The sequence below is a fragment of the Pseudomonas sp. PDM05 genome, from assembly GCF_014851685.1.
In the GTDB taxonomy this organism is placed as follows: Bacteria; Pseudomonadota; Gammaproteobacteria; order Pseudomonadales; family Pseudomonadaceae; genus Aquipseudomonas.
The window spans coordinates 52301-64844 of the sequence record NZ_JACVAC010000018.1; the positions used below are offsets into that span (position 1 = coordinate 52301).

Here is a 12544-nt window from a genome sequence, read left to right on the forward strand (position 1 = left end):
CACTGATGCATGACCACCCAAACACACCTCCAACCCCAGCCTCTGAGCAGCGACGCCAGCATTCTCGATCACATCATCGCGCAGACACTGCTGAGCGCCGATGACGAGGCCTATGGCATTGCCAAGCGCGGTGTCGCGGCGTTTATCGAAGAACTGGTCAAGCCGCACAACAGCGGCGAGCCGGTGAAAAAACGCCTGGTCGACCGGATGATCACCGAGATCGATACCAAGCTCAGCCAGCAAATCGATGAGATCCTGCATCACCCCGAATTCCAGGCACTGGAATCGGCGTGGAAGGGCTTGCAGCTGTTGGTCGAGCGCACCGATTTTCGCGAAAACATCAAGATCGAGCTGTTGAATGTCGCCCGCCAGGATCTGCTCGACGACTTCGAGGACTCGCCGGAAATCACCCAGTCCGGCCTTTACAAACATATCTACAGCGCCGAATACGGCCAGTTTGGCGGCCAGCCCGTGGGCGCGATCATTGCCAATTACTACCTGTCACCCAGCGCTCCGGACGTCAAGCTCATGCAGTACGCCGCCAGCGTCGCCTGCATGGCCCACGCGCCCTTTATCGCTTCGGCGGGGCCGGGTTTCTTTGGCCTGGAAAGCTTTACCGGGCTGCCGGACCTGAAGGACCTCAAGGATCATTTCGAAGGCCCGCAGTTTGCCAAATGGCAGAGCTTTCGCCAGAGCGAGGACGCGCGCTACATAGGCCTCACCGTGCCGCGATTCCTGCTGCGCACGCCATACGATCCGCTGGAAAACCCGGTCAAGACCTTTGCCTATCAAGAAAACGTGGTCAACAGCCATGAGCACTACCTGTGGTGCAATACCGCCTACGCCTTTGCCACGCGCCTGACCGACAGTTTCGCGCGCTTTCGCTGGTGCCCGAACATCATCGGCCCGCAAAGCGGCGGGGCGGTGGAGGACCTGCCGCTGCATCATTTCCACAGCATGGGCGAAATCGAAACCAAGATTCCCACTGAAGTATTGGTGTCCGACCGTCGCGAATACGAGCTGGCCGAGGAGGGGTTCATCGCCCTGACCATGCGCAAGGGCAGTGACAACGCAGCGTTCTTTTCCGCCAGCTCGGTGCAAAAACCCAAGCACTTCGGCATCAGCGCCGAAGGCAAGGAGGCGGAGTTGAACTACCGCCTGGGTACGCAGTTGCCCTACATGATGGTGGTCAACCGCCTGGCCCATTACCTCAAGGTCTTGCAGCGCGAACAGCTGGGCTCCTGGAAGGAGCGCACGGACCTGGAGTTGGAGCTCAACAAGTGGATTCGCCAATACGTCGCCGACCAGGAGAACCCCAGCGCTGAAGTGCGTGGCCGGCGGCCGTTGCGGGCTGCGCGGATTGTGGTCAGTGATGTCGAGGGCGAACCCGGCTGGTATCGCGTCAACCTCAGCGTGCGCCCGCACTTCAAGTACATGGGGGCGGACTTCACTCTGTCCCTGGTCGGCAAGCTCGACAAAGCATGAGTGCCGGCCAAGGGGTGAACGATCACCGCAGTCTGTTCGAGCGTCTCGAGCAGCCGACGCCCACCGGTGCATCACGGGTGACCTGCGTCGCCGCCCACCTGGGGAAAATGCTCAGCACCCGTGCTGGCAGCGTGCAGACGCTGCCGGACTACGGCTTGCCCGACTTCAATGACATGCGTCTCAGTTTGCATGAGTCATTGAGCCAGTCGCGCCTGCAAATCGAGGGTTTTATCCAGGCCTACGAGCCTCGCCTGGCCAATGTCCACGTCCGGTTGTTGTCCCGTGATCGCAACCCCCTGGCCCTGGCATTCGCGATTGAAGCCTTGCTGACCGTCGATGGCATCACCCAACCCGTCGCCTTCTGCGCGCGGCTGAGTGACGGTGGCCATGTCGAGGTGCTGCCCGATGGCATTTAACCGTTACTACCAAAGCGAACTCAGCGCCTTGCGCCAGCTTGGCCGACGTTTCTCCGAGCGCAACCCGGCCCTGGCGCCGTTTCTGGCAGATGCCGGGCAGGACCCGGATGTGGAGCGATTGCTCGAAGGCTTCGCGTTTCTCACCGGGCGCTTGCGCCAGAAGCTGGATGACGAGTTGCCCGAGCTGACTCACTCGTTGATGCATTTGTTGTGGCCTAACTACATGCGTCCGTTACCGGCGTTCAGCATCTTGCAGTTCGACCCGCTCAAGCGTGCCGGGCACGCCGTTCAGGTGGCCCGGGACACTGCCGTGGAGAGTGTGGGGGTGAATGGGCAGCGTTGTCGTTTTCGCACCTGCTACGCCACGCGGATCATGCCGCTGCAACTCGGTGCGCTGGATTACGTTGCCAGAGGCGAACGCGGGCTGATGAGCCTGCGCCTGGACATGTGCGCCCAGGGCAATTTCAGCGAGCTGGTATTCGACGCCCTGCGTCTGCACCTGGCCGGTGATCGCTACATTAGTCAGGGCTTGTATCTCAGCCTGCTGCGGCACCTGGATGGCATCGAGCTGGTGCTGCTGGATCAACATGGCAGCCCGGTCACGGACGCGGCCGTGTTGAGGCTGCGCCCGGACCATGTGCGCCCCGTAGGGTTTGCCGAGGACCAGGCGCTGATCCCTTATCCGCAGAATACCTTCCGTGGCTATCGCCATTTGCAGGAGTACTTCGCATTTCCCGAGAAGTACCTGTTTGTCGACATCGAGGGGCTGGAGGCGCTACACACGCTGCCCGCCGCAGTGCTGAAACAGGCTCGCAGTCTGGTGTTGCGCTTTGACCTGCGGGCGCGCGGGGCGGTGCTGCAAGCGCCGACGCTGGACAATGTGAAGCTGTACTGCACGCCCATCGTCAACCTGTTCCAGCACGACGCGGTGCCGGTTCGACTGGACGCAAAGAGGGATGAATACCTGTTGTTGCCGGGTGAGTTCACCCAGGGTACCGCCAGTGTGTTTTCCGTGGACAGCGTCACCGGGTGGCGGCCAGGCGGCTTGGGTTACCAGGCCTACGTGCCGTTCGAATCGTTTGAACATGACGCTGATGACTGCGCAAAACCAGCAAGTTACACCGTGCGCCAACGGTCCTCGGCGCAGCATGGCGGGTTGGATACCTGGCTGGTGGTGAGGAGTGGGCGTGGGCATGAGCAGGAAACCCTGTCGGTTGAGCTGACGTGCACCAACCACAACCTGCCGCGGCAACTGCAAATCGGCGAGATCAACAGGGCCTGCGAACAAACTCCGGAATTTATCGCGTTCCGCAATATCAGCGTACCGACCCAGAGCTTTGCTCCGCCCCTGGACCAGGACTTCCTGTGGAAGCTGATCAGCCACATGTCGCTCAACTACCTGTCGCTGACTGACATCAACGCACTGAAGGTCATCCTCGAAACCTACGACCTGCCGCGTTACCACGACCGCCAGGCACAGAAGGTCAGCCGTCGACGCCTGGACGCCTTGCGCTCCATCAGTCACTCCGCCGTCGACCGCTTGCATCGCGGCTTGCCCGTTCGCGGTCTGCGCGTCGACCTGGGCATCGACCCCCAGGGCTTTCTCGGCCAAGGCGAAGTGTTTGTATTCGCCTCGGTCCTCAATGAGTTTTTCGCGTTGTACGCCAGCCTCAATTCGTACCACGAACTTCGCGTCATCAGCACACAAGGAGATGTGTACCTATGGCCACCCAGGATGGGCCAGCAGCCCGTGCTTTAACCCCGCTGTCGCGCTGCATCCGCGAGTACTCGCTGTACCAGGCGGTGTTGCAGGTGATTGAGCATTTGCGTGAAGCCCATCCTTTGCTGGATGAGGACGCGCTGTACGACCAGTTGGAATTTGTCGCCAACCCGGGCCTGGGGTTTGCCGGGCACGACATTGACCGCGTGGAGTTTTTCACCGAGCACGGCCAGTTGCGCGCACGTCTGCGCCTGAATGTGCTCGGGCTGTTTGGTGCGGGCTCGCCACTGCCGGCGTTCTACGGCGATCAGGCCTACGCCGAGCAGTCGGGAGGCAACACCACGCGGGATTTTCTCAACCTGTTTCAACATCGCCTGCACCGGCTGTTGCTGCCGATCTGGCGCAAGTATCGCTACCAGGCTCGGTTTCGCAGTGGCGCCGGTGATGCCTTCTCCGAGCAGATGTTTGCGTTGGTGGGCTTGGGCGGTCCGGCGATCCGCGAAGCCGCGCCACTCGATTGCAAGCGATTGCTGCCGTATCTCGGGCTGTTGAGCCTGCGCGCGCATTCGGCGGCGTTGATCGAGACCGTGCTGCGGTACTACTTCAAGCACCAGCGCTTGTTTATCGAGCAGTGGGTGGCGCGCAGCGTGCTGATCGCGCCGTGTCAGCTCACCCGGTTGGGCCAGGCCAATCATGGACTTGGCCTGGACTCGGTATTGGGCGAACGGGTTGCCGACCGTAGCGGCAAGTTCAGGGTGCATATCGTCGGGCTCGATTGGCAGCGCTTCCATGAGTTCCTGCCGTTCGGTGCGGGCTACCAGCCGCTGTGTGCGCTGGTGCGGCTGACCGTGCGCGACCCGTTGGCCTACGACCTGAGGCTGGGGCTGGCCGAGGGCGAAATCCGCGCGTTGCATATCGGCGAACGCAATGTGTGTCGTCTGGGCTGGACCACTTGGCTGGGGCACGAGCGCGCCGACGGCGTGGTCACGCTGGCCGGCAACCTTCATTAAGGATCAAGGGTGATGATGAATATCGACTTGCAACAACTTATCCAGACGTTGACCGCCCGCACGCGTGGCGACCTGGAGCGTGCCGCCGAGCGTTGTGTCAACCGCGGTGGCCGCGAAGTGCTGGTGGAAGACCTGCTGCTGGTGCTGCTGGAGCATGCCGACGGGCTAGTCGGCAAGGCCCTGGCGGACGCCGGTGTGGCAGTGAGCGAACTGCATGCGCTGCTGCAACCCAAGAGCGAACAACATGCCACGCGCAATCCGGTCTTTGCCCCACCGTTGGTGCGCTGGTTGCAACAGGCGTCAATGCTTGCGCATGTGGAGCTCGGTCAGCACGAGGTGGATCACGGCGCACTGTTGCTGGCGCTGCTGCGTCATCCGCTGGAGCACGCGGGCAACGGCTATCAGCGGGTGTTGGCAGGTTTGGACGCCGAGCGTGTGCGCGATTTTGTTCTGAGCCACAGCAGCCCAGCCGGGCAGCCGGTGGCGGAGTCGATGTTGCAACGGTTTACCCATGACCTGACGCAGCAGGCCCGTGAAGGGCAAATCGACCCGGTGCTGTGTCGCGATGTTGAAATCCGCCAGTTGATCGACATCCTGATGCGTCGGCGCAAAAACAACCCGATCCTGGTGGGCGAGGCTGGCGTCGGTAAAACCGCCGTGGTGGAAGGGCTGGCCCTGCGCGTGGTCGCGACGCAGGTGCCGGAGCCGCTCAAGGACGTGCGCCTGCTGAGCCTGGACATGGGCTTGCTGCAAGCGGGCGCGAGCATCAAGGGCGAATTCGAGCGCCGTCTCAAGGGCGTGATCGATGAAGTGCACGCCTCGCCACGCCGGGTGATCCTGTTCGTCGACGAGGCGCATACCCTGGTGGGCGCGGGTGGCCAGGTGGGCGGCAATGATGCCGCCAACCTGCTCAAGCCCGCCCTGGCCCGTGGGGAGTTGCGCACCATCGCGGCCACTACCTGGTCGGAGTACAAGCGCTACATCGAAAAAGACCCAGCCCTGGCCCGGCGTTTCCAGCCGGTGCTGGTCGACGAGCCCAGTGTTACCCAGACGGTGTCGATCCTGCGCGGGTTGGTGCCGGCGTACGAGCGTAGCCACGGCGTGTATGTGCGGGATGACGCGGTGGTCGCCGCCGCACAGTTGAGCGCTCGTTACCTGGTGGGGCGCCAGTTGCCGGACAAGGCCGTGGATGTGCTCGACACTGCCTGCGCGCGGCTGCGCACCCAACTGGCGATGCCGCCCGAGGCGCTGCAGCGGCTGCACGCCGAGCGCGCCGAAGCCACGCGCCAGCAACTCGCGCTGACACGGGACGCACAGGCCGGGTTGCCCATCGATACGACGGCGCTGCAGGCGGTGGGCCTGCAACTGGAGAGCATCGATCAAGCCTGTCTCGCGTTGGCGCAAGACGTGCCGCCGCCACGTAAACCGCAGGTATGCCCACGCCTGATCGCCGACGTCATCAGCGCCTGGACCGGCATTCCCGTCGAACAACTGGCCCTTGAACACAACGACAAGGTTCTAGGGTTTGCCGAGTTCCTGCGCGCCCGCATCCTCGGCCAGGAGCACGCCGTACAGGCGCTTGACCGCAGCCTGCGGGCCGTTGCGGCGGGGCTCAACAATGCCGACTCGCCCGTGGGCGTGTTCCTGCTGGTGGGGCCCAGTGGCGTGGGCAAGACGCAAACCGCATTGGCCTTGGCCGAGGCGTTGTATGGCGGTGAACGTTTTGTCACCACCCTCAATATGTCCGAGTACCAGGAGCGGCACTCGTTGTCCCGCTTGATCGGCGCACCGCCGGGCTACGTCGGCTACGGCGAGGGCGGCGTACTGACCGAGGCGGTGCGCCAGCGGCCTTACTCGGTGGTGCTGCTCGATGAGGTCGAGAAGGCCGATCCGGAGGTGTTGAACCTGTTTTATCAGGTGTTCGACAAGGGCCGCGCCAATGACGGCGAGGGCAGGGCGATTGATTTTCGCAACACCCTGATCCTGATGACCTCCAACCTTGGCAGCGCGCACATCAACGCACTGTGCGCCGACGGCCGGCGACCCGGGATCGAGGTGCTGCAAGCGCAGCTTCAACCGTTGCTGAGCGCCCATTTCAAACCGGCGCTGCTGGCGCGCATGCGCGTTGTGCCGTACTACCCGATAACCGGCGCAGTCTTGCATGACGTGGCCCGCCTCAAGCTGGAGCGTCTTGGCCAGCGTTTGCAGTTGCGCCAGCTGACCTTCACCTACACACCTGAACTGGTGGCGCACATGGCCGAGCGTTGCGTGCATAACGACAGCGGTGCGCGCTACATCGACGCGTGGATCGAGACCCGGTTGCTGCCGCAGATGGCCGATCGGCTGCTCGCGGCGATGTCCAGTGGCGAGTGCCTGGCGCACGTCCATGCGCGACTGGATGAGCACGGCGCGCCGCTCTGTGAGTTCAGCCAATGATGCCGACCTTATTCAGCCAATTGCCCGAGCCTGTGGCCTACGCCGAAACCCTGCTGGGCTGGATCACGCGCCTGGGCCTGGAAAACGACGACCAGCGCCTTACTTGCCTGTGCGTGGACGCGGCGGCACAGCTGAGCCAATGCGAACTCAGTCAGTTGTATGGTCTTGATGAGGCAAGCGGGCAACTGGCGCTGATTGCCCAGCATTTTGCCGAAGCGGTGGCGACGGGCGACAGCCATTTGCGGAACGAACAGTTGTTGCACGTCGTGCTCAACCAGCGTAGTGCCCTGTGCCTGGATGACTTGGGCGACAGCCCGTATGACTGTGCATTTCTGCCGGCGACAGCAGCCCCTTGGCGCACGTTGATCGGTGTGCCGCTGTTCAACCGATGCCAGGCCACCGTGGGCGTATTGCTCTGCGCCAGCCAACGTAAAGCGGCGTTGCAGGGGCACGCGCCGGCGCTGGCGCACCTGGGCAGTTTTGCCCTCAATCAACGGGTGTTGTTGCGAAGCCTGCGCCCTCGCCACGCGGACTGCCTGCCGTTGCTCAACGTGCCACCCCCCAGCACCTATGGCCTGATCGGTGCCAGCGCGGCGATGGAGGAAACCTGCCGCTTGATCGGCAAGGTCCAGCACACCCCCTACACCGTATTGCTGCGTGGCGAGACCGGCACCGGCAAGGAGGTGGTGGCCCGCGCGATCCACGCCAGCGGTCCGCGCAGCGCCAAGGCCTTTGTGGTGCAGAACTGTGCCGCGTTTCCGGAAGGCTTGCTGGAAAGCGAGTTGTTCGGCTATCGCAAGGGCGCTTTCACGGGTGCCGAGCGCAACCATCCTGGGCTGTTTGACACGGCGCACGGCGGCACGCTGCTGTTGGACGAGATCGGTGACATGCCGTTGTCACTGCAAGCCAAGCTGCTGCGGGTACTGCAAGAGGGTGAGATTCGCCCACTGGGTGCCAGCGCCGCGCACAAGGTCGACGTACGGATCATCGCCGCCACCCATCGCGACCTCGCGGCCATGGTCGCCCAGGGCAGTTTTCGCGAAGACCTGTACTACCGCCTGGCGCAGTTTCCTATCGAGTTGCCCGCGTTGCGCGCCCGCGACGGCGACGTGCTGTTGCTGGCACGGCACTTTGCCGAGCAGGCCTGCGCAGCGCTGGGCAAAGCTGCGGTGGCGTGGTCGAGTGCGGCGATTGATCAACTGTCGGCACACGGCTTTCCCGGCAACGTGCGTGAACTCAAGTGCCTGGTGGAACGCGCCGTGTTGTTGAGCGATGACGGGGTGATTTTGCCGGCGCACCTCGGACTGCCGACAGCTGCGTCGGCGGTGCTGGATGCGACGCTGCGCCAGCGCCTGGAGCGGGTCGAACGGGTCTTCCTGATCGATTGCCTGCACAAGAACCGCGGCAATCGCACCCGCACTGCACGTGAGCTGGGCGTCGCCCGGCGCACGCTGCTGTATCGCCTGGCGCGCCTGAATATCCCGTGCCGCGATGCCCAGGAGGAACGCTGAGTGGCACGCGTTGATGACTTACTTTTTTTGCGGAGAGACCCCATGCCTGATCGTCCTTGGCGAGCCCTGGTGCTTGTCGTGTTGCTGCTCAACGGCTGCAACGCCAATTACGTGTTTGATGACGCCGACTACCGCCCGTTGGGTGACCCCCAGCTCAGCCGTCGTGGCCAGTGAACGGCGGAGGTTTGGCATGCAATTAGTCTTGGAAGCCAGTGGCGACGGCCCTGGAGTGGCGCGCAAGGTATTCGACGGCGCAGGCGGCGTGATCGGCCGTGGCAATGGCTGCGACTGGGTGATCCCCGATGGCAGTCGTGTGCTCTCCGGTCAGCATGGGGTTGTCAGTTACCGGGATGGTCGGTATTTCCTCACCGACATCAGCAGCAACGGCATCGGGCTGGCGGGTAGCGTCGAGCGTTTGCGCAAGGGGCAGCCACACCTTATCAACGATGGCAACCTCTTCGAGTTCGGCCCGCTGGCAATCCGGGCTCGATTGGTGGAATCAAGGCCGTGCCAGGCTGAAGGCGGGCCGATTCCCGATGATGCGTTCCTGACGCACGGCCTGCAGCCGTTGATCGAGCCGCAGCTGGTCCCTGATTCTGCCTGGGTAGAGCGGGGCGCGCCGGAGTCAGACCACCTGGTGCCACCGACGCTTGCCAAACCCGTACATGACGCACTCGTGCCGCAGCCGATTGCACCTGCGGACGATGGGTTGTTCTGGAGCCACTTTGCCCAGGCCCTGGGCATGCCTCTGGACAGCCTCGACACCCCTGGCCGCGAGGCATTGGCGATCAAGGTCGCAAGCTTGCTCAAGCACACCCTCGATGACGTGCAGCAGTGCGTGCGCACCTGCGACGAACTCAAACGCGAATTGCGCCTGGGGACCGCCCACAGCCCCGGCATCAGCCACAACCCCTTGCACGACCGCCAGGGCGTCGAGGCGGCGTTGCAGGCGTTGCTGGGTGACGGCGCGCTGGGTGAACTATCGGCGCAGCAGTCCGTGGCCCAGGTGTTCCGGGACCTGCAGGCGCATCAGGTGGCAATGCTCGCCGCGTGCCGCGCCGCTCTGCGGGGTGCACATCAGGCGTTCGCGCCGCACTACCTGCAACGCCGTCTCGAACGCCAGGCCAAGCGCCCCAGGCTGCTCACTGACGGTGCGCGCTGGCGTGCCTATCAACGTTATTACCAGCAACTGCTCGACGCGCAGGCGCCGGGCGAAGGTGAGCTTGGCCGGGATTTTTCCACGGCTTACCAGGAGCAATTGCGCCTGATCGCCACCTTGCATGCTGCCTACCCGGGATGATGTCCATGTATCGAATATGCCTCACAACCCTGTTACTCACGCTGCTGACTGCGTGCAGCAGCCTGTCGCCGTTTTCGACACTGACCAAGCTGGACTTGAGCCTGGCCGCTGGCGAGCGGCTCAACCCCGACTTGCATGGGCGTCCCTCGCCCGTGGTGGTGCGCTTGCTGGAACTGCGCCAGCCGGTGGCCTTTGAAAACAGCGATTTTTTCAGTCTCTATGAACGTGCCGAGCAGATATTGCCCAAGGATTGGGTGAGCAGCGAGGAGCTCCAATTGCAGCCTGGCGAACACCTGGCCCTCAAGCTCAGCGTTGCACCGCAGAGTCGCTACGTGGGCGTGCTGGCCGCATATCGCGACCTCCAGCAAGTGCAATGGCGCGTGGTGGTGCCCGTGGCCCGGCAACGGCGAACCCACGCAGCGCTGATCCTGGACGAACTGGGTGTGCGCCAGATCGGCGTGGAGGAACGCTGAGATGCAGGTGCATAACGTCATTTGGCAGGAAGGCATGCTCTTGCGCCCCCAGCACCTGCAACACAACGACCGTTACTACCAACAGCAGCTCAACCGGAGCCGTTTGCTCACGCCCGATGCCTGGGGCTTCTTGAGCCTTGAGCTGGACTTGCAGTACCTCAACCTGGGCAAGCTGGTCGTCAGCCAAGCCCGTGGTGTGTTGCCCGATGGCAGCCTGTTTGAACTTGACGGGGCGATGCCACCGTTGGTCTTGCAGGTCGCGGCCAACAGCGGCCCGCAAGGTGTTTACCTGGCGTTGCCGCTGGCCACCGGCAACCAGGTCGAAACCCGCAGGCCGGAGCAGGTCGACGTGCTGGCGCGCTACGTCAGTTGCGAGGTTCAGGCGCGCGACGCCAATGCGGGCGGCGAATCCGAGTGTCGACTCGACTGCGCGCGCCCGGACCTGCGCCTGGTGGCGGGTGCACAGTCCGCCGATCCGTCGCTGGTGACACTCAAGGTGGCCGAGATCGTGGGTTGCACAAGCGAAGGGGGGGTGAGCCTGGACACCGATTTCACCCCGACCTTCATCCACCTGCCAGCCCGTGGCTACCTGGCGGCGTGTTTACAGGAGGTGATCAGCCTGTTGGCCAGCCGTGGCGATGCGCTGGCCGAGCGCATTCGTGGCAACGGCGCGGCCGCGGCGACACAGGTTGGCGATTTTTTGTTACTGCAACTGATCAATCGTACGGAGCCCGTGTTGCGCCATTACGCGAGCCAGCCTCAGGTGCGTCCGCACACGCTGTATCGCGAATTGTTGGCGTTGCTTGGCGAATTGTCGTCCTTTGCCTGTGACAGCAAGCGTTGTGAATGGGACGTGCACTATCAGCACAGCGATCAGGGCGCGAGCTTTCGCGGCCTGATGGACGGCTTGCGCAGCGTGCTGTCGATGGTGCTGGAACAACAGGCCATCGAGTTGGAATTGCAGCAACGCCAGTACGGGGTGCTGGTATGCCCGGTCAGCGATCTGAAGCTGCTTGGCCGCGCGACCTTCATTTTGGCGGCCACCGCCGGATGCGACAGCGAAGCGCTGCGCAATCGCCTGCCAACGCACCTCAAGGTCGGGCCCGTCGAACGCATCCGCGAGCTGGTCAACCTGCATCTGGCGGGCATCCGGCTCCAGCCGCTGCCGGTGGCGCCGCGCCAGTTGCCGTTTCATGCCGGCAAGACGTATTTCATGCTCGAACTCACTGCCCGTGACATTGCGCAGTTGGAGCATTCGGGCGGCTTTGCCTTCCATGTCAGCGGCGAATTTGCCGAGCTGCAACTGAACTTCTGGGCCATCAGGAACTGAACACCATGGACAACACTTACCCGGCCGATGAGAAAACCATCCTGCTTGACCGCGACGGTCGCGGCCCCGCGCAGGCGGCATTGACGGATTACCCCTCACCGCCACGTTTTGAGCAGTTGGAAGACCGCATGATCTACGCCGCCCGTTTGCACGGCGCGCACACCTTTGACCTGGGGCTCAACCCGCTGGTGGCGGGTGCCTGGGAGTTGCTGGTCGAGGCGGCTCAGCTCAAAGGTCGAGTCGGGCGTGAAAGCCTGGGTGCCCTTAACGAGCGGCTGTCGGCAGCGGTCAGCGGGTTTGAACGGCACGCGCAACATCACGGTGTGGAGAGCGCCCAGGTGGAGGCGGCCTGTTACGTCTTGTGCTGTGTCATCGATGAAAGCGTACTCACCGCGCAATGGGACAGTCGCGGCGAGTGGTCGAAGATGAGCCTGTTGAGCCGCTTTCACCACGAAACCTTTGGGGGCGAGAAGTTTTTCCAGATGCTGGAGCGCCTGTCCCGGGACCCGATCAAGAACGTCGCGCTGCTGGAGTTGATGTACCTGTGCCTGTCGATTGGTTTCGAGGGCAAATACCGCGTCATGGAGCGTGGTGTGTTGCAGCTTGAGGCCGTGCGTGACGGGCTGTACCGGCAGATCCGGCACGTGCGCGGTGACCCGCTGCCCATGCACGTGCCTGAGCCGGTGCACTGGCGCAACAGACGCTTGCGCATGCTTTCCATCCCGTGGCTGGGGGTGTGGCTGGTGGCCAGTCTGTTGGCTGTGTATCTGGGGTTTGCCTGGGTTCTGGGCAATGAACGTGTGGCGGCGCTGCAACCCTTTCATTCTGCGGCACCGCCGCCCCTATAACGCTGGGAGCAATCA

General features: G+C 63.3%; 11 protein-coding genes. All 11 read left to right on the forward strand.

Going from position 1 to position 12544, the window contains the following annotated elements:
- The first annotated feature begins 9 nt into the window (after positions 1–9).
- From tssC to icmH, 11 genes are read left to right on the forward strand one after another with little or no spacing between them, the layout of a single operon-like run.
- Positions 10–1485: a type VI secretion system contractile sheath large subunit gene (gene tssC, locus IB241_RS24950; protein ID WP_192300843.1), complete on the forward strand. Its 1476-nt coding sequence runs from the start codon at positions 10–12 to the stop codon at positions 1483–1485.
- Entirely contained in the window at positions 1482–1901 is a 420-nt protein-coding gene (gene tssE, locus IB241_RS24955; RefSeq protein WP_225595715.1) for a type VI secretion system baseplate subunit TssE, read from the forward strand. Before tssC ends, tssE begins: the two co-directional genes overlap by 4 nt.
- Positions 1891–3660 carry a type VI secretion system baseplate subunit TssF gene (gene tssF / locus IB241_RS24960; protein WP_192300844.1) on the forward strand — a complete coding sequence of 590 codons (1770 nt, stop codon included), beginning with the start codon at positions 1891–1893 and terminating at the stop codon, positions 3658–3660. Before tssE ends, tssF begins: the two co-directional genes overlap by 11 nt.
- The gene (gene tssG / locus IB241_RS24965; protein WP_192300845.1) at positions 3624–4631 is read left to right on the forward strand and encodes a type VI secretion system baseplate subunit TssG; all 1008 of its coding nucleotides are present in this window, start codon (positions 3624–3626) and stop codon (positions 4629–4631) included. The genes tssF and tssG overlap by 37 nt, the downstream gene beginning before the upstream one ends.
- Positions 4632–4643: 12 nt before the next feature.
- Positions 4644–7067 (forward strand): AAA family ATPase, encoded by a 2424-nt coding sequence (locus IB241_RS24970; protein WP_192300846.1) that lies wholly within the window; start codon positions 4644–4646, stop codon positions 7065–7067.
- Positions 7064–8578, forward strand: coding sequence for a sigma-54 interaction domain-containing protein (locus tag IB241_RS24975; protein ID WP_192300847.1), 1515 nt, complete (start codon positions 7064–7066; stop codon positions 8576–8578). Before IB241_RS24970 ends, IB241_RS24975 begins: the two co-directional genes overlap by 4 nt.
- A 42-nt stretch (positions 8579–8620) precedes the next feature.
- Entirely contained in the window at positions 8621–8752 is a 132-nt protein-coding gene (locus IB241_RS24980) for a type VI secretion protein (protein WP_192300848.1), read from the forward strand.
- 16 nt (positions 8753–8768) lie between these two features.
- Complete coding sequence (gene tagH, locus IB241_RS24985; RefSeq protein ID WP_192300849.1) at positions 8769–9878, forward strand: type VI secretion system-associated FHA domain protein TagH; 1110 nt, start codon at positions 8769–8771, stop codon at positions 9876–9878.
- 5 nt (positions 9879–9883) lie between these two features.
- Complete coding sequence (tssJ, locus tag IB241_RS24990) at positions 9884–10351, forward strand: type VI secretion system lipoprotein TssJ (protein ID WP_192300850.1); 468 nt, start codon at positions 9884–9886, stop codon at positions 10349–10351.
- A gap of 1 nt (position 10352) precedes the next feature.
- A complete protein-coding gene (tssK, locus tag IB241_RS24995) occupies positions 10353–11681 on the forward strand; it encodes a type VI secretion system baseplate subunit TssK (RefSeq protein ID WP_192300851.1) in 1329 nt (442 codons plus the stop codon).
- A 5-nt stretch (positions 11682–11686) separates the two neighbouring features.
- Entirely contained in the window at positions 11687–12529 is an 843-nt protein-coding gene (icmH, locus tag IB241_RS25000) for a type IVB secretion system protein IcmH/DotU (protein WP_192300852.1), read from the forward strand.
- Positions 12530–12544 lie beyond the last annotated feature (15 nt).